The sequence below is a fragment of the Halorhodospira abdelmalekii genome (assembly GCF_016583625.1).
GTDB classification, from domain to species: domain Bacteria; phylum Pseudomonadota; class Gammaproteobacteria; order Nitrococcales; family Halorhodospiraceae; genus Halorhodospira; species Halorhodospira abdelmalekii.
Genome location: NZ_NRRN01000045.1, coordinates 1 through 23197 on the forward strand (window position 1 = coordinate 1; position 23197 = coordinate 23197).

Genomic DNA, 23197 nt, shown 5'->3' on the forward strand with positions numbered 1-23197 from the left:
GAAAGCGCGCTTGCGCTGTTGGATACCATCGGCCATACCGGCACATCTCCTTGGGTGAATGAGATCGTGCCGACGACGATGAAGGACTAGCCGGGACTATGGAATACGGGGTCTAGCGGACGCGTACGACTGATCGCCAGCATGAGCGCGAAAGGAAGCTGCTATGACAACGCCTGCGCCGAGAGCTTCTTCCGCTCGCTGAAGGTTGAGGCATTGCACGGCGAGTCATTTCCAACGCGGGCCGCGATGCGACAGGCCGTCTTCGAGTACATCGAGGGCTACTACAACCGCCAGCGTCTTCATAGCACCCTGGGCTACCTATCCCCGGAGGACTATGAGGCCCGGCTCAATAGCTAGCACCGTGTCCACGTTGGCTGGGCAACACCAATTCGCCCAAACCGTAAAAGCTAGCGAAGACCATCATCAGCACCCCGCAATTGACGCTATGCTCATACGTGTAACCATCACGGGTCCGCAGCCTTCCGACTGAGAGCATCGCAGCGGGGTTATTGGCGACTGAAGTCAGTAGACCGTCCGCCGTTGCTCTCAACTCCTTGAAACTTGGGGATTCTCCGCCTTGATAAACTCGTTTAAAGAGATTCCGCAGAGTATCACGCGCCTCCAACGTCGTCTCCCGCGCCTGCGCTGCCGAAGGCACAACCTTCTTCGATTTTTGGCGTTTAACTTGTTTGCGCAGAGAGGCTTCTTCCTGGTTTTTTTCCTGGACTTTATTCTGCTGAACTTTTTTGCTCGTGTCGATCAAGACATGATCGATTCCGAGCTTTTGGATCTTCCTTATACTGAGCGCATCAAGGTAAAAACTGTTATGAAGAAAAGGGTGCCGCAGCCACTCAACACCCAGATCGTGTAAGAACATTCCAGGCGTCAACTCATATACAGAGACTTTCCTTATCTCTTTGTCCTTGCCTGTTTTTTCTTTGCCTTGTGTGCTCATTACCCTCCCCCCCCGGGACTCCACAGCCAACGCCTTACTCTGTCGATTTAACGGCAAGCCATAGCTGCGTCATACCAAGCCTTTTCCTCTAGAATCAAGCGACTAAGTTGGGGCAACTAGCGCCCCCCCCCACGCTCTGAATGTAACACTGAGGTCACCCCAGGGAAAGAACCTGCCGTCTACATCGCTTGACAATTTTCTCTTTGTCTATATTCGGACAACAGGAAGGCGCCCTCGAACTCACTTTTTCATTTTACTTTTAAGCGCTTATAAAGGGGGCATGCTTGCCCTTTTGCAGGAGGGAAAAGATTTTTCTAGAGAGAAGAGCTTGGCATTGTTGCAGCCCACAGAACGATTACAACTCTTGCGGAGATTCGAGCGCTGCTCTCACCAATCAAAAAAACAGCCGCAGCTGCTCGGCAGCTGCGGCTGTTTGACTTCAACGGCGCATCGGGAAGAGGAGAAACAGGCCTCACCTCACAGAAAAAGCTTAACCTGCTCGCCCTAACCTTTTGATTATATGGCGCGCCGGGAAGGACTCGAACCCTCAACCTTCTGATCCGTAGTCAGATGCTCTATCCAATTGAGCTACCGGCGCAGCGTGATGCAATTATACCAAAAAATTCGCTCTGATCAAGAAGCGAGTGGCGGAGAGAGAGGGATTCGAACCCTCGGTGGGTGTTAACCCACACTCCCTTAGCAGGGGAGCGCCTTCAGCCACTCGGCCATCTCTCCACGTGAACCTTCAATTGTAAAGAAAAAGACCGGGGGCGTAAACCCTTCAGGGCGACTCCGTATCCGGACCCGAGGTTTCCGACGGTGTGGCCGCCCCGCCTCCCCCTTCGCGTTCGTGCCGGATTCGCTCGTAGATCTCTTCCCTGTGGACGGAAACATCCCGAGGCGCGTTGACGCCGATGCGGACTTGATTCCCTTTAACTCCGAGCACAGTCACGCTGATCTCGTCCCCGATCATCAGCGTCTCGCCCACTCGCCGTGTGAGTATCAGCATCGAAAAAAGCTCCTCCTGCTTAAGATGCCACCTAACCGGACTGCGGTGGCGACAGCCCCCAACCCACCCCTGACCAAAGCCAACCACAAAGCTGCCACGACTAAGAACGGCGCCTCATCAGAGGCAGCAGTTTGCGCAGTTCGGCCTTGCAGGCGGGTACGGCCCGCCTCTTCCTACTCGGCGACCGGCTCAATCTCCTCGTCGAGCTGAAAGGCCTTGTGCAAAGCCCGCACCCCAAGTTCCAGATATTTCTCCTCGACCACCACGGAGATCTTAATCTCCGAGGTCGAGATCATCTGGATGTTGATCCCCTCCTTCGACAGCGCCTTGAACATCGTGTTCGCCACCCCGGCGTGGGAGCGCATGCCGACTCCGACCAAAGAGATCTTAACGATCTTATCGTCGCCGTAGACGTCTCGCGCCCCAAGGGCCTCGGCGTTGGCGCGCACCAAATCAAGCGTATTCTGGAAGTCGCGCTTATGGACAGTAAAGGTAAAATCGGTCAGTCCCTGCTGACTGATATTCTGAATGATCATGTCGACTTCGATGTTTGCATCGGCGACCGGGCCGAGGATATTGGCAGCAATGCCCGGCGTATCCTGCACGCCGATGACCGACACTTTCGCCTCCTCGCGGTTAAACGCGATCCCGGAGATCAGCGGCTCTTCCATCCCTTCTTCCTCGTAGGTAATCAGTGTGCCAGGGCCTTCCTCGAAGCTCGACAAGACGCGCAGCGGCACGCGGTACTTTCCGGCAAACTCGACCGCCCGGATCTGCAGCACCTTGGAGCCTAGACTCGACAGCTCGAGCATCTCCTCGACCGTGATCTGATCGAGGCGGCGCGCCTCGGGGACCACGCGCGGATCGGTTGTATAGACCCCATCGACATCGGTGAAGATCTGACACTCATCGGCCTGCAGCGCCGCCGCAAGGGCAACCGCAGTGGTGTCCGACCCCCCTCTGCCGAGGGTGGTGATCGCGCCACTCTCGTCGACGCCCTGAAAACCGGCCACCACCACCACCCGGCCCTCAGCGAGATCGTCGCGAATGGGCTCCGCATCGATATCCTGGATGCGCGCCCGACTGAAGGCGCTGTCGGTCAGGATGCGCACCTGTGCCCCGGTATAGCAACGCGCTGCGCAGCCAGCCTGCTCCAGCGCCATCGTTAACAAAGCGATCGTTACCTGCTCTCCGGTCGAGAGCAGTACGTCGACCTCACGCGGCGGCGGCTGGGAGTGAACCGCTTCGGCCAGCGCCAGCAAGCGGTTGGTCTCGCCGCTCATCGCGGAGACGACGACAACAACATCGTGGCCACGCTCGCGCGCACGGCTGACCTTCTCGGCGACGGCTTGAATCCGCTCCGTAGTACCGACGGAAGTACCGCCGTATTTCTGTACGATTAACCCCATAGTTCCCTCGGGCTGACTCCAGGTCCCCAATTTAACATCAGAGCTTGGCCGATGATAAAGGGGATCGACGAAAATCAAAACAGCGTATCTCTGCCGCACGGCCACCTAAGCAGGCGCAGCCAGCAACAGCCGGGGAGAGGCGCTAGTCGGTCGCCTGCTCGGCGACCCAAGCGGCCACTGATTCGAGCGCATCCGGAACCGCCTGCGGGTTGCGCCCGCCCGCCTGAGCGAAGTCTGCACGCCCACCTCCCCGTCCACCGAGCTGTTCGGCGACGTAGTTGACCAGCGTGCCAGCTGAGAAGCGGTCGGTTAGATCCTTCGTGACGCCAGCGACGATCTGCACCTTCTCACCCTGCGTGGCCAGCAGTAGAACAATCCCGCTACCGATCTGATTTTTAAGTTGATCGACCGTATCGCGCAGCCCCTTACCGCCGCCCTCGACCGCGGTCGCGAGGACACGGACGCCGGCGATCTCACGCACCTCATCAAGCAGTGATCGCCCGGTCTGCGTCGCGAGCTTCTGTTTAAGGCGCTCGATCTCCTTCTCCTGCTCACGCGCCCGTTCGCTCAACTGCGCGACCTTATGCTCCAGGTTCTCCGGGCTGATCCGCAGCGTCTGCGCCAAGCGCCGCTGCTGGGCATCGAGCTGCTGCGCCCAGGCCACCGCTCGCGCACCGGTGACCGCTTCAATACGCCGCACCCCACCGGCGATGCCGGTCTCGTGCACGATCTTAAAGAGCCCGATATCGCCGCTGCGGCGCACGTGGGTGCCACCACAGAGCTCGCATGAGTACCCCCCTAAGGAGATCACGCGCACCGTATCGCCGTACTTCTCACCGAAGAGCGCCACCGCGCCCGCATCCAGCGCCTCATCGAAACCCATCTGCTCGGCCTCGGCCGGCAGATTGGCCTGGATCTGCTCGTTGACGCGGCGCTCGATCGTCTGCAGGGTCGCCTCGTCCGGCGCCTCGTAGTGCGAGTAGTCGAAGCGCAGCCGCTCCGGGGCCACCAGCGAGCCCTTCTGCTGCACGTGCTCACCAAGCGACTCGCGCAGTGCGGCGTGCAGCAGGTGGGTTGCTGAGTGGTTGCGCACCGTTGCCGCGCGCAGCTGCTCATCGACCTGCGCACTGACGACGTCACCGACGCTCAACTCGCCCTGCTCAAGACGCCCAAGGTGGCCGTGCGCCTCGCCCTGCTTGAGCGTGTCGGTGACGACGAAGCGCACCCCGGCGGCGAGCAGCTCACCGCGATCGCCGACTTGCCCACCCGACTCGGCGTAAAAGGGCGTTTGATCGAGCACGATCATGCCCTCCTCACCGGCGCTCAGACGCTGCACCGATGTCCCGTCGCGATAGAGGCTAATGATCTGGCCTTGATCGGCCAAGGTCTCGTAACCGGTAAAGCGGCTTTCACCGGCATCGACTACCGCCTCGCGGGCGCTGCCGAAGCGGCTCGCGGCGCGGGCTCGCTCACGCTGCTCAGCCATGCGTGCCTCGAAGCCGGCGTAGTCGACCTGTAGCTGGCGTTCGCGGGCGATATCGGCGGTCAGGTCGACCGGGAAGCCGTGGGTATCGTAGAGCTTAAAGACGACCTCACCGTCGATGCAGTCGCGGTCGGTGCGTGAGAGGTAGTCATCGAGCAGCTCCAGACCATCCTCCAGAGTCTCGCGAAAGCGCCGCTCCTCTTGATGGAGGATCTTTTCGATGAACTCGCGCCGGCGCGGCAACTCGGGGTAGGCCTCGCCCATCACCGCCTCAAGGGGCTGCACTAAACGGTAAAAGAAGGGCTGATCGATGCCGAGCTGGTAGCCGTGCCGCACTGCACGACGAATGATACGCCGCAATACATAGCCACGCCCCTCGGTCGCCGGCAAGACGCCATCGGCGATCAGGAACGAGCAAGCGCGGATGTGATCGGCCACCACTTTCAACGAGGCGCTGCGCCGATCGGCCACCCCGGCGATCTCACCCGCTGCATCGATCAGCGGCACGAAGAGATCGGTCTCGTAGTTATCGTGCACCCCCTGCACCACGGCGGCGAGCCGTTCCAGCCCCATGCCGGTATCGATCGATGGGCGCGGCAGCGGCGTCAGCTGCCCCTCGACATCCCGGTCGTACTGCATGAAGACCAGGTTCCAGACCTCGATGTAACGGTCACCGTCCTGATCGGGTGAACCGGGCGGCCCTCCGGCGACCCCGGGTCCGTGATCGTAGAAGATCTCCGAGCAGGGACCACAAGGACCGGTATCGCCCATCGACCAGAAGTTATCGTGCGCCCCGATCCGCCGAAAACGCTGCGGATCGACGCCGATCTCTTCAAGCCAAATCCGTTCGGCCTCATCGTCCTCCTCGTAGACAGTCACCCAAAGGCGCTCGGGCGGGAGAGTGATGACCTCGGTCAGATAGCGCCACGCATGCTCAATCGCCTCGCGCTTAAAGTAGTCGCCAAAGGAGAAGTTACCGAGCATCTCGAAGAAGGTGTGGTGGCGGGCGGTGTAGCCGACGTTCTCCAAGTCGTTGTGCTTGCCGCCAGCACGCACGCAGCGCTGACTACTCACCGCGCGCTGATAGCCGCGCTCCTCGCCGCCGAGAAAGACCTCCTTAAACGGCACCATCCCGGCGTTGGTAAAGAGCAGCGTCGGATCGTTGCCCGGCACCAGTGGGGCGCTCGGCACCACGGTGTGGCCGCGGTCGCGAAAAAACTCCAAGAACGATGCGCGCAATTGCGCAGATCTCATCCGTCCCTCGCCCATACGGGTCCCTTCATTGGTCTGCGTCATCGGTACCGCTCAAGGCGGCGCGTATCTGCTCAGCGGTAAACCCGCGGCGTTGCAAAAACTGTCCCTGGCGCTGTTGCTCACGGCGCTGCTGCGGCAACGACGCACCGAAACGGCGCTCCCGCACCTGCCGCGCCAGCTGCTCCCAGGCGACCGGATGCGCGGCAATGGTCTGATCGATCAGCGCCGCTTCGACCCCGCGCTGTTGCAATTCGTAGCGCAGCCGCACTGGCCCTTGGCCACGCTCGCAACGGCTGCGCACAAAGACTTCAGCGAAGCGCGCCGCACTCAGCCAGCCTTGTGCAATGAGCTCATCGATCAGCTCGGCGCAGAGCGACTCGGCGTAACCGCGCTGGGTGAGCTTATGGACAAGCTCGCACGGGGCGTGCTCGCGACGTGCAAGCAACCGCAGCGCAACCCCCTTGGCCTGCTCATAGCGCGCCGCATCGTGTGCGGCTCCAAGAGGGGGCTCGGCCTGCTGTGACGACGACGCCTCGCTCATCCCTTACGGGGCGACGACGGCGCGCTCGCCGCTGGGCTGTTTGTGGCGGCACCCTTTGCACTCCGCTCCTGGGCCTCGCTCTTAGCACCCCCCTTAGCACCTGCACTCGCCGGCTCTTTGGCCGCCTTTGCCCCCGGACTGACCGCTGCCTTATGCTCATCAGCTGGCGCATCGGTCGCTGCCGCATGGGTCCCATCGGGCCGAGTGAGCACCTGGGCACGGATCTTTGACTCGATCTCGGCGGCGATCGCCGGGTTGCTGCGCAGATGCTGACGGGCATTGTCCTTGCCCTGGCCGATGCGCTCGCCCTGATAGCTGTACCAAGCGCCAGCCTTTTCGATAAAGCCGTGCGCAACGCCCATATCGACGATCTCACCCTCGCGCGAGATCCCCTCGCCGTAGAGGATCTCAAACTCGGCCTGCTTAAAGGGGGGCGCCATCTTATTCTTGACTACTTTGACGCGCGTCTCGTTGCCGAGGATCTCATCGCCCTTTTTGATCGCCCCGATCCGGCGGATATCCATACGCACCGAGGAGTAGAACTTAAGCGCATTGCCGCCGGTTGTCGTCTCCGGGCTGCCAAACATCACACCGATCTTCATGCGGATCTGGTTGATGAAGACGACGAGGGTATTGGAGCGCTGGATGCTAGCGGTGAGCTTGCGCAGCGCCTGCGACATCAGTCGCGCCTGCAGCCCGACGTGCGAATCACCCATCTCACCTTCGATCTCGGCTTTCGGCGTCAAGGCGGCGACCGAGTCGACCACCACCACATCGAGCCCGCCCGAGCGCACCAGCATATCGGCGATCTCCAAGGCCTGCTCGCCGGTATCGGGCTGCGAGACGAGCAGATCGTCGATATTTACACCGACCGCCTCGGCGTAGTCGGGATCGAGCGCATGCTCGGCGTCGACGAAGGCGGCGGCCCCGCCGGCCTTTTGGGCCTCAGCGATGACGTGCAGCGTCAAGGTCGTCTTACCGGAGGACTCCGGCCCGTAGATCTCGACGACCCGCCCGCGCGGCAGTCCGCCGATGCCAAGCGCCACATCGAGCGCTAGAGAGCCGGTCGAGATGGTCCGTACGTCGCCGCGCACGGCACGGGCATCGCCCATACGCATCACGGCCCCTTTGCCGAACTGCTTCTCGATTTGGCCCAGCGCGGCGCCGAGCGCCTTTTTGCGGTCTTCATCCATTGCCGAAACTCACTCCTTAATTGATGGTTCGCGTCTGCACAGCCGACGATCGGTCCGGTTGCGGCGCTTAAGGGACCCGGTTGCCTTCCCTGCCCCGGAGCCGCTCCCTTCAGGGGGTAGATTATTCCACAGAGTGGGCAGCCGATCACACCTCTTAGGGCGATTTTAAGGCGATTTTTTAGCCGCCATCATCCACCGCCCCGCTCGCCCCTTCGCTCAGCAACTGCTCTAACCCCGCCAGCGCTGCGGCCACGCTCGCCCGGCGAACCGCCTGCCGATCGCCCTTAAACCGATAGCAGCGCATCTGCACCGCACTCGCAGCGGCCGAGGGGACGGCAACGGCCCAGGCGATCCAGACCGTCCCCACCGGTTTCTCGGCCGAACCGCCCTCCGGTCCCGCGATACCGGTGACGGCGATGGTGTGCGAGACCGGCGCGCGTTGCAGCAGACCGACCGCCAACGCCTCAGCGACCGCTTCGCTGACGGCGCCGCAGCGCTCAATCAGCTCCGGCGGCACACCGAGCAGTTCCGCTTTCGCCGCGTTACTGTAGACAATCAGCGCACGCTCAAACCACAGCGAAGCGCCCGGTGTATCGGTCAGCACCTTCGCCAACCACCCCCCGGTACACGACTCAGCAACCGCCAAGCGCCCCTGTCGCGCCTGCAGTCGTTCGCCGATGTGCACCACCTGCGCCTGTATGGCTTGCTCGTCGTGTACCATAATCCCCCCGTGACACTCCCTAATGGTCGCTTCAAGACCGCCGCATCAATTATAAACGATTGTTTTTATATGGCTAACGTTGACGATTCCGCGCACACCCCGATGATGCGGCAATTTCTACGCATCAAGGCCGATCACCCGCAGACGCTGCTCTTCTACCGCATGGGGGACTTCTATGAGCTCTTCTACGAGGACGCCGAGCGCGCCGCTAAACTGCTCGATATCACCCTGACGAGTCGCGGCGAATCGGCCGGTCGCCCGATCCCGATGGCGGGTGTGCCGGTCCATGCGGTCGAGAGTTACCTTGCGCGCCTCGTGCGCCTCGGCGAGTCGGTCGCCATCTGCGAGCAGATCGGCGATCCGCAGGCGGCCAAGGGACCCGTCGAGCGCCAAGTCGTGCGCGTGGTGACACCGGGGACATTGACCGAAGAGGCCCTGCTTGAGGAGCGCAGCACCAATCTGCTCGCCGCGCTCGCCCCGGCAACGGCCGGGCGCAAGTCGAAGCGCAGCACGGAGGAGAGGAGTGAGAGCGCAGTGTGCTACGGCATCGCCACCCTGGAGCTCTCCTCAGGGCATTTTACGGTGCTGGAGGTCTCCGGCGACGAAGAGCTCGCCGCCGAACTCGAGCGCCTCCGTCCAGCCGAGCTGATCGTGCCGGACGACGATACCACCGTAGTGCCGCCGCTGCCGCGCGCCACCGTTGCGCAGCGGCGAGGGGTTTGGCACTTCGAGACGACGCCGGCGCGCCGCCTGCTGCTGCAGCAATTTGCAACCCACGACCTCTCCGGTTTTGGTGCCGAAGGGCTGGATGCGCCGATCGCCGCCGCTGGCGCCCTACTCCAGTACGTCGGCGAGACCCAGCGCGCCGCCCTACCCCATATTCGCAGCTTGAGCGTGGAACGCCGCGATGAGGCGATCGCCATCGACGCTGCCAGCCGCCGCAACTTGGAGATTGAACGCAATCTTAGCGGCGACAGCGAACACACCCTTGCCAGTGTACTCGACAGCAGTGTCACCGCCATGGGCGGACGGCTACTGCGGCGCTGGCTGCAGCGCCCGCTGCGCCAACACGGCGTCGTTGCCGAACGGCACGCTGCGGTCGCCGCACTGCTCGATGACGAACTTACCGGCCAGCTCGGCGGTGGTGAGCTGAACGGCGGTCTCGGCGGCCACCATCCGCCCGGCGCCACCGGTTACCGCGAGCTGCGCGCGCAGCTTGAGGGCTGTGCCGATATCGAACGGATCCTTGCGCGCATCGCCCTCGGCAGCGCTCGACCGCGCGACCTGACCGGACTCTGCACCACATTAGAGCGCCTGCCCGCGGTGCGCCAACTCGTCACTCACCTCGACAGCAGACGGCTGCAAGCACTCGCCGCGCAAGCCGGCGAACACCCAGAGACGGTCGCCCGACTACAGCGTGCGATCGTCGGCAGCCCACCGGCGACCGTGCGCGACGGCGGAGTAATCGCCGAGGGCTACGATGCCCAGCTCGATGAGTTACGCGCTCTATCGCGCAATGCCGATCAATTCCTCACCGATCTTGAGGCGCGCGAGCGGGCAGCCAGCGGCCTCAGCTCGCTGAAGGTCGGTTTCAATCGCGTCCACGGCTACTACATTGAGGTCAGTCGCACGCAGAGCGATCAGGTCCCCGAGCACTTTAGCCGGCGTCAGACCTTAAAGGGCGTCGAGCGCTACATCACCCCAGAACTCAAACGCTTCGAAGAGCAGGTCCTCTCGGCCCGCGAGCAAGCGCTGGCACGCGAAAAGGCCCTCTACGAGCAGCTGCTCAGCGAGCTCGCCGAGCAGCTTGCGCCGCTGCAGCAAGCCGCCCGCGCACTCGCTGAGTTCGATGTCCTCGCCGCCTTCGCCGAACGCGCCGAAGCCCTTGCATACGTTCGCCCAGAACTTCGTAAGCGCCCCGGACTCAAGATCGAACGCGGGCGCCATCCGGTCGTCGAACGCGCCCTGGATGAGCGCTTTACTGCCAACGACATCGAGCTCCATGAGCGGCGCCGGATGCTGCTGATCACCGGACCGAACATGGGGGGCAAATCGACCTACATGCGCCAGACCGCGCTGATCACCCTGCTCGCCTACGCCGGCTCGTTCGTCCCAGCCCAGCGCGCCGTGCTCGGACCGATAGACCGAATCTTCACCCGCATCGGTGCAGCCGACGATCTAGCCTCGGGACGCTCCACCTTCATGGTCGAGATGACTGAAACGGCCAACATCCTGCACAATGCCACCGCAGAGAGCTTAGTGTTGATGGACGAGATTGGCCGCGGCACCAGCACCTTCGACGGCCTAGCCCTGGCGTGGGCCACAGCCGAACGCCTGGCCGAGAAAATCCGCGCCTTTACGCTGTTTGCTACCCACTACTTTGAGATGACCGCCCTAGCCCAGACCCACGCCAACGTCGCCAACGTCCATCTTGAGGCCACTGAACACGGGCAACGCATCGTCTTCCTGCACACCGTCCGCGAAGGGCCAGCGAACCGCAGCTACGGATTGCAAGTCGCCGCACTCGCCGGGGTACCGGCAGCGGTCTTGAGCGCCGCGCGTGATAAGCTCCACCGCCTGGAACAGAGCGCCGCCGCCAGCCAGGGAGAGACCGACAGCCGTCAACTGTCGCTCTTCGGACCGTTGCCGCCAACCCTCCCTCCAGCGCAGCACAGCGAACCAGCATCGGGGTGCGCCTGCCAGCAAACCGCCCAGCACACCACCCGGGAATACGACCAGGCATCCGACCAGAACTCTTCTCAAGAACCTTCTCAGGATTTTGCTCAACATCTCGATCCACTGCGTGAGACCCTGAACGCACTCGACCCCGATGCGCTCACACCGCGCCAGGCTCTCGATCTTCTCTACGAACTCAAGGCGCAGTCCGCCGCCTCGCCAGAGAGCGTCCACTGCAGCGCTCGTGAGAGCATGGCCACACCCAGCGAAAAATGAGTAAAATGGCAGGCCGCAATCGGCGTTTGTTCGGCGCCTATAGGCCATATCGCCGGAGCCAGCCGAATCACTAGCGGAGCTAACAACGGCAACGGAGCCTTTCCATGAGTTACGTCGTCACTGAGAACTGTATTAAGTGCAAATACACCGACTGTGTCGAGGTCTGCCCAGTCGACTGCTTCCACGAAGGGCCAAACTTTCTCGTCATCGATCCTGAGGAGTGCATCGACTGCACGCTGTGCGAGCCCGAGTGCCCCGCCGAAGCGATCTTCTCCGAAGACGATCTACCGCCGGAGATGGAACACTACGCTCAGCTTAATGCCGAGTTGGCGCAACAGTGGCCGCTGATCACCGAGAAGAAGGACCCCCCGCCGGATGCCGAGGACTGGAACGGCGTGCCGGATAAGTTCCAACATCTAGAGCGTTAAACCGGGCTGAGGCGAGGTGTCGGCTGCGGCCGTCCGGGCGAGCCCAGCAAGGCGACCCCGGGCGACCCCGGGACTCCACCTCGCCCGCCCTCTCCCCTCGACCCTTAAGCAAGCTCACCCGGCCGGGCGCCGTGGCCTAGCCCCGGGGGTGGTGCTCCGCGTGTAGCAGTTGCAGACGATGTCGGGCAACGTGGGTATAGATCTGAGTCGTCGACAGATCGGAGTGGCCGAGCAGCATCTGTACTGCGCGCAGGTCTGCACCGTGATTGAGAAGATGAGTAGCGAAGGCGTGACGCAGCGTATGTGGTGAGATGGTTGGATCGATACCGGCGATTACGGCATAGTGCTTGATGCGATACCAACACGCCTGCCGGGTCATACCTCCGCCGCGATAGGTTACCAGCAGCCACTCGCTGCCCGCCGCCTCACCGAGCAGAACCGGGCGCGCCTTGCGCAGATAGCGCGCCACCCAAACGAGTGCTTCATCACCGAGTGGCACCAGCCGCTCGCGCGAGCCCTTACCGACGATCCGCACCACCCCTTGCCGTGTATTGATTCCGGCCACCGTAAGCTGGACCAGCTCACTGACGCGCAGGCCGGTGGCGTATAAGAGCTCAAGCAAACAGCGATCGCGCACCCCGAGCGGCTCCTCGGTATTTGGAGCCAACAGCAGGGCCTCAATCTGCTCCTCAGTCAACCCACCGGGCAGCAACTGCCCTAACCGCGGCGGCTCGATCTGAGCACTCGGATCGTCTTCGCGCAACCGGTAGCGCAGCAGGTAGCGATAGAACCGCCGCATACTACTGACCAAGCGCGCCGTGGTCCGCGGCCGTGCACCCTCGCCAACACGCACGGCGAGGTAGTCGAGCAACGCCACACGCTCGGCCTGCTCCAGATGGAGGCCGTGGGCATTCAAATAAGCAGCCAACCCCTCTAAGTCGGATCGATAGGCCGCCAGCGTCGCCGAGCTCAACCCACGCTCTTGCCACTGCATATCGAGAAAGGCCTCAATCCGCTGCTGATCGGCAGCGCTCGGCAGCGCCCGGCTACGCGCCCGTCCACGCCGCCGCTTCACCGTACCGGAAAGCGCAGCGGCGGGTGCTGCATCACCAGTGGCGCCGGTCGACGCCATCAGCTCCGCCCACGCAGCACACCGCCACGCTCATCAAGACGACACACCGTGGTGCCGACCTTAGCGCTGGCCACCGCTGCCGTCGCCAGTCCCCTCTCCCGAGCCGCCTGCCGCAGCAGCATGTGGGGCCACCTGACTAAAGGCCCGCAGCAGCTCCATCGGTAGCGGGAAGACGATCGTTGAACTCTCGTTCTCATTGGCCACTGTGACCAAAGTCTGCATATAGCGCAGCTGCAGCGAAGAGGGGCTCTGTCCGAGGATATCGGCCGCATCGCGCAGCTTCTCGGCCGCCTGCATTTCGCCCTCGGCGTGGATGATCTTGGCACGCCGCGCCCGCTCGGCTTCGGCCTGTTGCGCGATCGCGCGGACCATCGACTCATCGATATCGACGTGCTTGATCTCGACATTGGCGACCTTAACGCCCCAATGATCGGTCTGTTGGTCAAGGATCTCTTGGATGTGCGCATTGAGTTTGTCGCGCTCGGCGAGCATTTCGTCGAGCTCGTGCTGCCCGAGCACCGAGCGCAGAGTGGTCTGAGCCAACTGGCTCACCGCCGAGTAGAAGTCCTCGACGTTGATAATGGCGCGCTGCGGATCGACGACACGGAAATAGAGTACCGCATTGACCCCCACCGAGACGTTATCGCGCGAGATGACGTCCTGGCTCGGCACGTCCATGACCACGGTTCGCAAGTCGACACGAACCATCTGCTGAATGACCGGAATGACGAGGATCAGCCCGGGACCTTTAACGCTCCAAAAGCGTCCGAGCTGGAAGATAACACCGCGCTCGTACTCGCGCAGGATGCGGATTGCCGAGGCGACGATCGCCAGCAGCACGGCGAGGACGATCACAAGGGTGGTTTCCATGGCGACTCTCCTCTTATTGGGTGCGCCAGCGCCGGGTACACAACGGCGCCTGGCTGTCGGGGGCTCCAACGGTCTCGCGACGACGCCGATATCGCCCATTCTTCCTTGGAACCGGCCCGCTACGCAACTCCCCGCTACGCAACTTCCGGTGCCGTGCCCGCGTGCCCGCGTGTACGTTGACAAGCCAAGCATAGACGACTCAAGCCCGCTTGGCCCTTCGATCGGACAGAGGGCTGTGCGACCACGAAGGTACGCGAACGAGTGCAGTGATTGTTGCTTATCGGGCAAAAATCCGTATCCTGCCACCAGGAGCTGGAACAGGGGCGCCAAGCCTAGCCAACCGCCTTACCCGAAGGCGAGGGCTTGCGAAAGCAAGCCGGAGTAACCGGCTTCAGCCCGCCGGAGCAGGAGGCTCGAAGGGGCTGCGCTTGCAATTTCTCCCGTGACCCAAGTCGCGGGCTTCCCTGTGGAGGATCTGTGAACTTAGATGAGTTGCAAGAGACCTTCGAGCTAATCGATGATTGGGAGGAGCGGTATCGGATTTTGATCGACCTTGGACGCCAGCTCCCAACTTTTCCCGCTGCGCAACGCACCGAAGAGAATCGGGTTGAGGGATGCACCAGCAATGTCTGGCTGATTTGCGAGCGTGATGAAGACGAACCGCAGCGCCTGATCTTTTTAGCCGATAGCGATGCCTTCATCGTTAAAGGTCTGATCGCGCTTGTCCTGATGGCCTATTCCGGGGCCACCCCCGCACAGATCCGTGCGACCGATCTGCGGGAACTTTTTCGACGCCTTGGCCTGGAAAGGAATCTCAGTCCAAACCGGCGCGATGGTTTCTACGCCATGGTCGACCGGATTCACGAGCTAGCCGCGGCGGCCGAACGTGAGTCCGCGCAGCCTCCCGAGTAAGCCAGTCAACCTCAAGGACGCCCGCCCAATAAATTGACTTGGAAGTTTTTTTTGGATATTTTCGAGGCCTTTCGGAGTGCCTGGAAAGCGTCACCCGATGCCGGAACACAGTGACCACAAGAGCAATCAAAAGACCTATAGCGATGAGCACTACACACGGTAACGCAGACCGACTCAGAGGGTTGGATCACAAAAACATGAGTTCTAAAATGGATCGACAAGGTATGTTGATGAACCGGGAGCACCTACACCGTCGGCAGAACAAAATGGGCATCTCACTGGACGAGTACAACCTGGGTGAACTTCAAGAGTTGCTTGCTGCCATTGATCGTGAGATCGAAGCGCGCTCCTTTGCCGACAGTCTCGAAGCGCAACTGCGGCTATTTATGCGCCGCCGCGGTCAATAATCGTACCGGCACACGCGCACCAAGCCGACCGGCACAACCACGAACCGACCGCCCTCGAAAGCGATCACGGCCCGGCAGCGCCCCCGGGGCGCGTAGCTCGTGTTGCCCTGGGCGCCCTTCACTTTGCACACGTCAGCTGCCGCGCAGCTCTACTGCCTACCTGGATTCTAGCGATCTGGGCACGCATCACGATTATGGGGCGTTATGGTAGCCATTGCCGGGGCTGCTCGATGGTCGTCGTTTTCTTTGCTAGATTGACAACGGTGATCGGTTGCGCCCACCATCCTTACATAGATGGCCAAGAATATGATCGGACCGTCGTCCCACGCGCCACCCTCGCGCACTGTGGCGAGGGTTCACGATCAACAGACAATTAGGGATGACAATCCCAGGAGGAGAAATCGATGTCCCAGCGCACCCCTCGGGGTACATCCCCCCGCAGCCCTGCTGCCGCGCGTGATGCTTTGCGCGCGGCGTTGAACCGGCGTGATTTTCTTAAACTCTCCGGACTCGGCGGTGGCGTCTTCGCCGCCGGCACACTCGGCGGCGGCCTGCTCTACAGCACGCCTAGCCGTGCCGTACAGACCAACGCCCGCGTCGTGATCGTCGGCGCCGGTGCCGCCGGGCTGGCTGCTGCCAATCGTCTCAGCCGTCGCCTCGACGGTGCGCAAATCACGGTCATCGATCGGCGCGAGCCCCACTACTACCAGCCGGGCTTGACCCTTGTCGCCACTGGAGTCTGGGAGCGTGGCAAGACGGAGGATCGCAACGACCGCTACATGCCGCGCGATGTCGACTGGATCAAGGCCCACGTCGCCGAGTACGACCCCGATCACGATCGGGTCGTGACCGATACGGGGGAGTCGATCGAGTACGACTATTTAATCGTCGCCACCGGTCTGCAGCTGCGTTTCGATCAAGTCCCGGGGATGGACCCTGAACGGATCGGCAGCCACGGGGTCGGCTGCGTCTACGACACCCCGCAGAACGCCGCGCGCACCTGGGAAGCGCTCGAACCCTTCACTCACCAGGGCGGCAAAGGACTCTTCATCCGCCCGCCTGGCGCCATCAAGTGCGCGGGTGCACCACTGAAGATGACCATGCTCACGGAGCACCGGCTGCGCCAGCGCGGCGCACGTGAGCGCAGCGAACTCCACTACTACGTCCCCGGTAGCGGGCTCTTCTCACAGCCGCGTATTGATGACTTTTTGGATAACCACTTCCCCGAACGGGGGATCACCATCCACCGTCACCACCGAGTTAAAGAGCTCGATGCCGAGAATCGGCAGGTCGTCTTCACCTCGGAGGAGCACGGCGAGCACACCGAGACGTTCGACTTCATCCACCTGCCGCCGCCGATGAGCGCCCCCGAACCGGTCCGAGAGAGCCCCTTAGCAGCACAAGAGGGCGAGCACGCCGCCGACGGCTGGCTCGAGGTCGACCCCTATACACTGCGCCATAAGCGCTACGCCAACGTCTTCGGTGCTGGGGACATCTGCGGTGTACCGATCAGCAAGACCTCCGCCTCGTCGAAAAACATGGTGCCTGTTGTGGTCCAAAACCTGATCGACGACATCGAGGGCCGCGAGTGCAGCGCCGAGTACACCGGCTATACCTCGTGCCCGCTGATCACCGAGATCGGCCGCGCAATCCTGGTCGAGTTCGACTACAGCCTGGAGATGGTGCCGACGCTACCGCTGATCAGCCCCTATGAGGAGCACTGGGTCTCCTGGATCATGAAGGTCGAACTGCTCCAGCCGATGTACAACGCCGTGCTGCGCGGTCGTTTCGCCTAAGCCCACCGGGTCCAACATAAGAGTAAGAGTAGAGGGGGAGTTCACCCATGGAGTTGCCATTTACCCCGTTAGAGGCGATCGCGCTGGGCCTGGAGTATGTCCGTCCGGTACTAACGGCCCTGATCGTCGTTATCAGCATCGACGTCATTCTGCTGTTGCTGGCGATTCTTGGTGTTGCGGGCGGCTTCCGCAACGCCGGCAGCGCCCTGAAAAACGCCCTCGGCGTCGGCGGCGTGGTTGGAGTGATTACACTGCTGCTGGCTGTACCGGCCACTGGGGCCAGTTTCGCCGACCTGAGCGGCTGGATCGACTACGCCACCCTCTTCGGGGCTGCTGCTGGCTTTGGCCTCGCCGCCGCTGCAGTCACCTACCCGCCGCTGCAACTCATCGTCGCCAGCAACAGTTACGAGCGCGTTGGCGGAACGATCGGCCGCTATCGCCGCTAGGCCGCTGGCCGTTTTGTTGTGACGCCCACGCGCCGCGCCCCCTCGCTCTTAAGCCGCGAAACGGTCTACAAGGCGGGGCAGCACGGCGAGTGGGCGCATTTCTCAGCGCAGCCTCCTGCTCGATTTCACCAGCCTCGAACAGGAGCGCTTAGCGGTTAGTAGAGAAAGTCGGGCAGGTGGCTACGGATCTGCTCCGGTCGCTCCAGGTGGCAGATGTCCTTATCGATCTCGACGCTGATCGCTGCGCGCAGCGTCCGCGGCAGTTGTTGCCGAATCAGGCCGAGAAAGTGCGGTGCGGCAGCGATCACTAAGTGCGCAAACTTATGCTCGTGGTAGGCCTGCTCGAGCCGCTTGACCAGTTCCCGGGCGAACCGCTCCGACTCGACCTCCTTGACGTCGGTCGGATCGGCGAGCGCATGCCGACCCTCACCGGTTGAGTCAAAGGTGCGTCCGGGACGGTCTGTGGTCAACTCACGACTCGGCACCCGCAGCTCCGGATTGACCCAGGTGGCTAGCTCCTCCAGAGACTTCCCGGTTCGCTGGGCGCTGCTAAAGAGACGTGCCCGAGCTGCGTCAGCGGCGACTACCCACACTGTTGCCATAATCAGACCTCCTCAACCTGTTTCGTCCGTCGCTGGCCTCAACGAAGCGCGCGGCCAGTCCGACTCGACCTCATCGCCACCCGGCCCTAGCCACACTCGCTGGCCGTACTCAGGCACCACCCGGGGGCGAACTCGGGGGGAGGACTCATCGCCACCCGCCCTATTCGGTATCCTGGGGGCGAGAGAGCCATTCGACAAGCCTAATACGGAGAGTGACTGCATATGCTGCAACTCGGCGCCCACGTCTCTGCCGCTGGCGGCCCGCCTCAGGCGCTCGCCCGCGGCCACGAAATCGGTTGTGATGCGATCCAGATCTTTACCCGCAATCAACGCACTTGGCACGCCAAGCCGGTCACCGAGGAGGAGGCGGAGGCGTTTCGGCACAACCGCAACGAGCACCGCATCGGCGCCGTCATGAGCCACGCCTCTTATCTGATCAATATCGCCTCGCCCGATCCCGAGAACCACGCCAAGTCGCAAGCAGTCTTGGAGCAGGAGTTGACCCGCTGCCATCAACTCGGTATCGAACTGCTCAACTTCCACCCCGGGGCTCATCTTAAGCAGGGGCTGGAGGCCGGGATCGAGCGCATCGCCCAAACCCTGAACGCGATCTGCCAAGCGCACCCGGACAAGCGGGACGTCACCTTGGTGCTGGAGAACGTCGCCGGACAAGGGACGACCGTCGGTGCCGATTTTGCCGAACTCGCCGCCATCATCGCACAGCTCGATGAGCCTGACCGCTTCGCGGTCTGCATCGATACCGCCCACGCCTTCGCCGCCGGCTATCCGCTGCACACCGCCGAGGGGTGGGAGGCGATGTGGGAGTCCTTCGATGAGCAAATCGGTCTAGCGCGTCTCGCCGCCATGCACCTGAACGACTCGAAACCCGGCTGCGGCTCACGCAAGGATCGCCACGCCCTGCTCGGCCGCGGTGAGATCGGCCCCGAGGCCTTTATTCGGGCCGTCACCGATCCGCGCACCTGTTCGTTACCGCTCCTGCTCGAGACCCCGGCCGGACCGGCTGGTTGGGCCGCTGAACTGCGCTGGCTGCGCGCCTGTGCCGCTGGCGAGCACCCCGAACTGCCGCAGATCGACGAGTCGGGAGCGAACCTGTGAGCACACCGCAGTCGCTCGCTCGTGGGCACGCCCAGAGCCAATCCAGTCTCTCCCGACAGCCATTTGATGGGCCATCTCATGGGCCATCTGAGAGGGCAGCAGATGGCCAACCGCACAGCCAACCCGTGAGCCTCACCCAGCTCGTCCACGAACACGTGGCCGCCCGGATCCGCTGCGGCGGTCAAGCGATCGATGCGACCGCCGGCAACGGCCACGATACTTGCTTTCTCGCTCGCGCTGTCGGTCCCCAGGGGCGGGTGCTGGCGCTCGATATTCAGCCAGCGGCCGTTGCGGCCACCCGCGCCCGCCTTGAGGCGGCCGGCCTGCTCGAGCGCGTCACCTTGCGACAGGCCGATCACTGCACCCTACCCCGCTTGACGCACTCACTTGAGATCTCTAGCGTCGATGCTGTCTTGTTCAATCTCGGCTACCACCCCGGTGGCGACCGGAGCATCATCACGACGCCAGAGAGTACACTGCCGGCACTAGAGGCCGCCCTCACGGTGCTGCGCGGCGGCGGGATGCTCAGCATCCTCGCCTACCGCGGCCACCCCGGTGGTGAGGCGGAGGCGGAGGCAGTCGCCGAGTGGTGCCGAACTCAAGAGCAAGCCCGAGGAGAGGCCCAAGAGCAGCCTCCAGAGGAGCATCGTCTAACTCAAGACCGGGGCGGCCAAACTCAGGAGCAACCGCCGGCGCTCCGTTACACGGTCTACCATACGCCGAACCCACACGGACCGGTTCTCCATCTGCTTGAGCGGCTGACCTGACCGGAGGCCGGCCTGGGAGCGTTTCAAACCACCGACTACGGGAGGTTTCACGATGAGTAAACTGATTATTGGTGCCAGCCGCGGAATCGGCCTGGAGGTCGTCCGTCAACTACGGCAGCGTGGCGATGCGGTGCTCGCAACGGTGCGCAGCACCCCTGATGAGGCGCTGACCGCAACCGGTGCCGAGCTCTTCGACGGGGTCGACATCGCCCAGCACGAGACCCTACACCAGCTCGCCGAGCGTCTCGCGGGGCGGCGTTTGGAGTGGATTCTGGTCGTCTCAGGCGTGATGCGGGTGCAGCGCCTCGGTGAGATCGACGCCGACGGCGTGCGCGGTATCCGTGAACAGTTCGAGACCAACGCCCTCGGCCCGCTCATGGCCGCCGAGATCCTCCACCCGCTGCTCAGTGAGGGCGGTAAGTTCGGCATCGTCACCAGCCGCATGGGCTCACTGACCGATAACACCTCAGGCAACAGCTACGGCTACCGGATGTCGAAGGCAGCAGTCAATATGGCAGCCGTCTCCTTAGCGCACGACCTCAAGCCACGCGGCATCACCACGGTACTGCTCCACCCAGGCTGGGTGCGGACCGACATGACCGCAAACAACGGCTTGATCGACCCGCCCGAGTCGGCTGCTGCACTGATCGAACGTATGGACCACGTCGGCCCAGACGACTCAGGGCGCTTCTGGCACGCTCCTAACCGCGAGATTTTGCCGTGGTAGCAGCTGCGGTCGCAGCGGCAGCAGCGCCCACACCTGCCGAGCCGCTAGAGCCGCTGGAGCCGCTGGAGCCGCTGTTAGAAGGCGGACCCGAGGCTGTCACGCCGGCCGTCGCCCCGGCGGCCGGCGACCGCTCCTCCGCGGCCCCGGCAGCGGCCTTTGCTGCCGGGGCCGCGGTGGTGAACGGCTCAATCGCCTGCAGGTCGACCTCAATGGCTGCCGCGGCAACCTCCAAATCGTGCTGATTCTGCAGATGCAGCCACAGCTCCGGGGCAGTCCCCCAGAATCGCGCCAACCGCAGAGCCAAGTCGGCACCGACAGCCGACTGCCCCGAAAGCACCGCCTCGAGCTGTGTCTCGCCCACTCCAACCTCCTGCGCTAGGCGGGCAGCGTCGAAACCCGCCGGCTCCAGGAACTGCTCGCGCAAAATCTCCCCTGGGTGGATCGGTGTCGCTGCGGCCTCTTTGGGGGGCGGACTGTTGCCCGCCGATCGCTCTTGCTTCATTGCCTTGGTCCCGTTTCGCTCACGCTCGGCACAGTGTTCAGTAGGGTGTTCAGCACAGTGTAACGATACATCTCAGTTCGATGCACTTTCGTGTTAGTCTGATCATACCATCAGCTTAACCGTGGTCAGCGCCGCGAAGGCGCAACAACCGGGCCACCAAAGCACCCGAACTCTTGATCAGGAGGAAGCATGACCAGACATCACGCGCTGCTCCGCTGGGTAGAGGAGAACGCTGCGCTGTGCAAACCCTCACAGGTCCACTGGTGTGACGGGTCGGCTGAAGAGTACCAGGAGATGTGCCGCCGCATGGTCGAGGGCGGCACGGCTGAAACCCTCAACCCAGAGCTGCGCCCGAACAGCTATCTGGTCCGCTCGGAGCCGGTCGATGTCGCCCGTGTCGAGGATCGCACCTTTATCTGTTCGCAGACCCCGGAAGAGGCCGGCCCGACCAACAACTGGGCCGACCCGGAGGAGATGCGCCAGCGCCTGCATACGCTCTTCGACGGCTGCATGGAGGGGCGCACCCTCTACGTCATTCCCTTCTCGATGGGGCCGGTCGGCTCACCGATTGCTCACATCGGGGTGCAGATCACCGACTCGCCCTACGTCGTCGCCAACATGCACATCATGACCCGCGTCGGCACCGAGGTACTCGAGGCACTCGGTGAGTCGGGGCGCTTTATCCCCTGTCTGCACTCGGTCGGCTACCCACTGCGCGATGGCCGTGAAGATGTTGCTTGGCCCTGTGATCCAGACAACCGCTACATCGTTCACTTTCCGGAGACCTACGAGATCTGGTCGTACGGCTCCGGGTACGGCGGCAATGCCCTGCTCGGCAAAAAGTGCCTGGCCCTGCGCATCGCCTCGGTGATGGCGCGCGACGAGGGGTGGCTGGCCGAGCATATGCTGATTCTCAAGCTGACCAGCCCACAGGGCGAGGTGCAGTACATCGCTGGTGCCTTCCCCTCAGCCTGCGGCAAGACCAATTTAGCCATGCTGCGCCCACCGATGCCGGGCTGGAAGGTCGAGACCATCGGTGATGACATCGCCTGGATGAAGGTTCGCGAGGATGGCCGGCTCTACGCGATCAACCCCGAGGCCGGCTTCTTCGGCGTTGCTCCCGGCACCTCGTACGACTCGAATGCCAACGCCATGGCGAGTCTGACGCACAACTGCTTCTTTACCAATTGTGCACGAACCCCGGAGGGTGATGTCTGGTGGGAAGAGATGACCCCCGAGCCGCCCGCCCAACTGACCGATTGGCGCGGCCGGCCGTGGACCCCTGGAACCCCAGAGCCGGCGGCCCACCCGAACGCCCGCTTCACCGCACCGGCGCATCAATGCCCGGTCATCGCGCCAGAGTGGAACGATCCGAATGGTGTCCCCCTCGATGCGATCATCTTCGGTGGTCGCCGCAGCGACACCATCCCGCTCGTACAAGAAGCGCGTGATTGGCACCACGGCGTCTTTCTCGGCTCGATCATGGGGAGCGAAAAGACGGCCGCTGCCTTTGGCGATCTCGGGGCACTGCGCCGCGACCCGATGGCGATGCTGCCCTTCTGCGGCTACAACATGGCCGACTACTTTGGGCACTGGCTGCGCTTTGCTGAAGACGAAAAGCTGAAGCTGCCACGCATCTATCACGTCAACTGGTTCCGCAAAGACAGCAACGGCCGCTTTATCTGGCCGGGTTTTTCGGACAACGCCCGCGTACTGAAGTGGATCTTTCAGCGGGGACAGGGCGCGGTCGAAGCCCGTCCTTCGCCCATCGGCGCCCTCCCCCTCCCTGAAGATATCGATCTCAGCGGACTCGATCTCGATGCCACGACCCTGCAACAGCTCCTGGAGTTCGACGCCGCTGGGTGGCAACGCGAGGTCGGGCTCATCCGCGAGCACTACGCCCGCTTCGGGACGCGGCTGCCGGACGGCCTAGAACGCGAGCTTGAGCACCTTGAAAAGGCCCTTTGAGGGGGGG

Annotated in this window: 20 protein-coding genes, 2 tRNA genes and 2 pseudogenes; 11 read left to right on the plus strand and 13 right to left on the minus strand. The window is 62.9% G+C overall.

The features are described from left to right. Window positions 1–126 precede the first annotated feature (126 nt). A pseudogene (locus CKO15_RS10655) lies at window positions 127–357 on the plus strand (IS3 family transposase); the annotation flags it as partial. On the opposite strand, the gene CKO15_RS10660 reads toward CKO15_RS10655, so the two are convergent. From CKO15_RS10660 to CKO15_RS10700, 9 genes and pseudogenes are all read right to left on the minus strand, one after another. Further along, a complete protein-coding gene (locus CKO15_RS10660; protein ID WP_200196010.1) occupies window positions 347–955 on the minus strand; it encodes a DUF3391 domain-containing protein in 609 nt (202 codons plus the stop codon). The pseudogene CKO15_RS10655 and the gene CKO15_RS10660 overlap by 11 nt on opposite strands. 521 nt (window positions 956–1476) lie before the next feature. Further along, window positions 1477–1553: transfer RNA gene (locus tag CKO15_RS10665), tRNA-Arg, on the minus strand. A gap of 47 nt (window positions 1554–1600) precedes the next feature. Beyond that, window positions 1601–1690 (minus strand) — tRNA-Ser (locus tag CKO15_RS10670). A gap of 46 nt (window positions 1691–1736) precedes the next feature. Then, window positions 1737–1964 carry a carbon storage regulator CsrA gene (gene csrA, locus CKO15_RS10675; protein WP_200196012.1) on the minus strand — a complete coding sequence of 76 codons (228 nt, stop codon included), beginning with the start codon at window positions 1962–1964 and terminating at the stop codon, window positions 1737–1739. A 173-nt stretch (window positions 1965–2137) separates the two neighbouring features. After that, window positions 2138–3373, minus strand: a complete 1236-nt coding sequence (locus tag CKO15_RS10680) for an aspartate kinase (protein WP_200196014.1) — start codon at window positions 3371–3373, stop codon at window positions 2138–2140. 142 nt (window positions 3374–3515) lie between these two features. Then, window positions 3516–6110, minus strand: a complete 2595-nt coding sequence (gene alaS / locus CKO15_RS10685) for an alanine--tRNA ligase (RefSeq protein ID WP_200196016.1) — start codon at window positions 6108–6110, stop codon at window positions 3516–3518. Window positions 6111–6135: 25 nt separating this feature from the next. Further along, on the minus strand, window positions 6136–6651 hold the full coding sequence (locus CKO15_RS10690) for a regulatory protein RecX (RefSeq protein WP_200196018.1): 516 nt from the start codon (window positions 6649–6651) through the stop codon (window positions 6136–6138). Between the two features lie 158 nt (window positions 6652–6809). Beyond that, window positions 6810–7844: pseudogene (gene recA / locus CKO15_RS10695) on the minus strand (recombinase RecA); the annotation flags it as partial. Window positions 7845–8022: 178 nt separating this feature from the next. Beyond that, complete coding sequence (locus CKO15_RS10700; RefSeq protein ID WP_200196020.1) at window positions 8023–8565, minus strand: CinA family protein; 543 nt, start codon at window positions 8563–8565, stop codon at window positions 8023–8025. A 69-nt stretch (window positions 8566–8634) separates the two neighbouring features. On the opposite strand from CKO15_RS10700, the gene mutS reads away from it, so the two are divergent. Beyond that, complete coding sequence (gene mutS / locus CKO15_RS10705; RefSeq protein WP_200196022.1) at window positions 8635–11517, plus strand: DNA mismatch repair protein MutS; 2883 nt, start codon at window positions 8635–8637, stop codon at window positions 11515–11517. A 104-nt stretch (window positions 11518–11621) separates the two neighbouring features. Continuing rightward, window positions 11622–11945 carry a ferredoxin FdxA gene (gene fdxA / locus CKO15_RS10710; RefSeq protein ID WP_200196024.1) on the plus strand — a complete coding sequence of 108 codons (324 nt, stop codon included), beginning with the start codon at window positions 11622–11624 and terminating at the stop codon, window positions 11943–11945. 136 nt (window positions 11946–12081) lie between these two features. Here fdxA and xerD read toward each other — a convergent pair whose 3' ends face one another. Further along, window positions 12082–13077: a site-specific tyrosine recombinase XerD gene (gene xerD / locus CKO15_RS10715; protein ID WP_200196026.1), complete on the minus strand. Its 996-nt coding sequence runs from the start codon at window positions 13075–13077 to the stop codon at window positions 12082–12084. Between the two features lie 60 nt (window positions 13078–13137). Next, complete coding sequence (locus CKO15_RS10720; protein ID WP_200196028.1) at window positions 13138–13947, minus strand: slipin family protein; 810 nt, start codon at window positions 13945–13947, stop codon at window positions 13138–13140. Window positions 13948–14424: 477 nt separating this feature from the next. Here CKO15_RS10720 and CKO15_RS10725 point away from each other — a divergent pair, with 477 nt between their 5' ends. From CKO15_RS10725 to CKO15_RS10740, 4 genes are all read left to right on the plus strand, one after another. Continuing rightward, the gene (locus CKO15_RS10725) at window positions 14425–14859 is read left to right on the plus strand and encodes a SufE family protein (RefSeq protein WP_200196029.1); all 435 of its coding nucleotides are present in this window, start codon (window positions 14425–14427) and stop codon (window positions 14857–14859) included. A 209-nt stretch (window positions 14860–15068) separates the two neighbouring features. Next, entirely contained in the window at window positions 15069–15266 is a 198-nt protein-coding gene (locus CKO15_RS10730) for a hypothetical protein (protein ID WP_200196050.1), read from the plus strand. 404 nt (window positions 15267–15670) lie between these two features. Then, window positions 15671–17062, plus strand: coding sequence for an NAD(P)/FAD-dependent oxidoreductase (locus tag CKO15_RS10735; protein WP_200196031.1), 1392 nt, complete (start codon window positions 15671–15673; stop codon window positions 17060–17062). A 47-nt stretch (window positions 17063–17109) separates the two neighbouring features. Then, the gene (locus tag CKO15_RS10740; RefSeq protein ID WP_200196033.1) at window positions 17110–17508 is read left to right on the plus strand and encodes a hypothetical protein; all 399 of its coding nucleotides are present in this window, start codon (window positions 17110–17112) and stop codon (window positions 17506–17508) included. A gap of 155 nt (window positions 17509–17663) precedes the next feature. Here CKO15_RS10740 and CKO15_RS10745 read toward each other — a convergent pair whose 3' ends face one another. Next, window positions 17664–18110, minus strand: a complete 447-nt coding sequence (locus CKO15_RS10745) for a host attachment protein (RefSeq protein ID WP_200196036.1) — start codon at window positions 18108–18110, stop codon at window positions 17664–17666. 222 nt (window positions 18111–18332) lie between these two features. On the opposite strand from CKO15_RS10745, the gene CKO15_RS10750 reads away from it, so the two are divergent. The 3 genes from CKO15_RS10750 to CKO15_RS10760 all read left to right on the plus strand — a co-directional run bounded on the left by CKO15_RS10750 (window position 18333) and on the right by CKO15_RS10760 (window position 20720). Then, a complete protein-coding gene (locus CKO15_RS10750) occupies window positions 18333–19226 on the plus strand; it encodes a deoxyribonuclease IV (protein ID WP_200196038.1) in 894 nt (297 codons plus the stop codon). 125 nt (window positions 19227–19351) lie between these two features. Next, window positions 19352–19993: a tRNA 5-(aminomethyl)-2-thiouridylate-methyltransferase MnmM gene (gene mnmM, locus CKO15_RS10755; RefSeq protein ID WP_200196040.1), complete on the plus strand. Its 642-nt coding sequence runs from the start codon at window positions 19352–19354 to the stop codon at window positions 19991–19993. Window positions 19994–20045: 52 nt separating this feature from the next. After that, window positions 20046–20720, plus strand: coding sequence for an SDR family oxidoreductase (locus tag CKO15_RS10760; protein ID WP_200196043.1), 675 nt, complete (start codon window positions 20046–20048; stop codon window positions 20718–20720). Here CKO15_RS10760 and CKO15_RS10765 read toward each other — a convergent pair. Beyond that, window positions 20695–21222 carry a HigA family addiction module antitoxin gene (locus tag CKO15_RS10765; RefSeq protein ID WP_200196045.1) on the minus strand — a complete coding sequence of 176 codons (528 nt, stop codon included), beginning with the start codon at window positions 21220–21222 and terminating at the stop codon, window positions 20695–20697. The genes CKO15_RS10760 and CKO15_RS10765 overlap by 26 nt on opposite strands. A gap of 189 nt (window positions 21223–21411) precedes the next feature. On the opposite strand from CKO15_RS10765, the gene CKO15_RS10770 reads away from it, so the two are divergent. Further along, entirely contained in the window at window positions 21412–23190 is a 1779-nt protein-coding gene (locus CKO15_RS10770) for a phosphoenolpyruvate carboxykinase (GTP) (protein WP_200196047.1), read from the plus strand. The last annotated feature ends 7 nt before the right edge of the window (window positions 23191–23197 follow it).

Excerpts from the sequence above, each read along its gene's own strand:
- CKO15_RS10660 (WP_200196010.1), bottom strand. The coding sequence starts at position 955 with ATGAGCACACAAGGCAAAGAAAAAACAGGCAAGGACAAAGAGATAAGG.
- csrA (WP_200196012.1), bottom strand. The coding sequence starts at position 1,964 with ATGCTGATACTCACACGGCGAGTGGGCGAGACGCTGATGATCGGGGAC.
- CKO15_RS10680 (WP_200196014.1), bottom strand. The coding sequence starts at position 3,373 with ATGGGGTTAATCGTACAGAAATACGGCGGTACTTCCGTCGGTACTACG.
- alaS (WP_200196016.1), bottom strand. The coding sequence starts at position 6,110 with ATGAGATCTGCGCAATTGCGCGCATCGTTCTTGGAGTTTTTTCGCGAC.
- CKO15_RS10690 (WP_200196018.1), bottom strand. The coding sequence starts at position 6,651 with ATGAGCGAGGCGTCGTCGTCACAGCAGGCCGAGCCCCCTCTTGGAGCC.
- CKO15_RS10700 (WP_200196020.1), bottom strand. The coding sequence starts at position 8,565 with ATGGTACACGACGAGCAAGCCATACAGGCGCAGGTGGTGCACATCGGC.
- mutS (WP_200196022.1), top strand. The coding sequence starts at position 8,635 with ATGGCTAACGTTGACGATTCCGCGCACACCCCGATGATGCGGCAATTT.
- fdxA (WP_200196024.1), top strand. The coding sequence starts at position 11,622 with ATGAGTTACGTCGTCACTGAGAACTGTATTAAGTGCAAATACACCGAC.
- xerD (WP_200196026.1), bottom strand. The coding sequence starts at position 13,077 with ATGGCGTCGACCGGCGCCACTGGTGATGCAGCACCCGCCGCTGCGCTT.
- CKO15_RS10720 (WP_200196028.1), bottom strand. The coding sequence starts at position 13,947 with ATGGAAACCACCCTTGTGATCGTCCTCGCCGTGCTGCTGGCGATCGTC.
- CKO15_RS10730 (WP_200196050.1), top strand. The coding sequence starts at position 15,069 with ATGGATCGACAAGGTATGTTGATGAACCGGGAGCACCTACACCGTCGG.
- CKO15_RS10735 (WP_200196031.1), top strand. The coding sequence starts at position 15,671 with ATGTCCCAGCGCACCCCTCGGGGTACATCCCCCCGCAGCCCTGCTGCC.
- CKO15_RS10740 (WP_200196033.1), top strand. The coding sequence starts at position 17,110 with ATGGAGTTGCCATTTACCCCGTTAGAGGCGATCGCGCTGGGCCTGGAG.
- CKO15_RS10745 (WP_200196036.1), bottom strand. The coding sequence starts at position 18,110 with ATGGCAACAGTGTGGGTAGTCGCCGCTGACGCAGCTCGGGCACGTCTC.
- CKO15_RS10750 (WP_200196038.1), top strand. The coding sequence starts at position 18,333 with ATGCTGCAACTCGGCGCCCACGTCTCTGCCGCTGGCGGCCCGCCTCAG.
- CKO15_RS10760 (WP_200196043.1), top strand. The coding sequence starts at position 20,046 with ATGAGTAAACTGATTATTGGTGCCAGCCGCGGAATCGGCCTGGAGGTC.
- CKO15_RS10765 (WP_200196045.1), bottom strand. The coding sequence starts at position 21,222 with ATGAAGCAAGAGCGATCGGCGGGCAACAGTCCGCCCCCCAAAGAGGCC.
- CKO15_RS10770 (WP_200196047.1), top strand. The coding sequence starts at position 21,412 with ATGACCAGACATCACGCGCTGCTCCGCTGGGTAGAGGAGAACGCTGCG.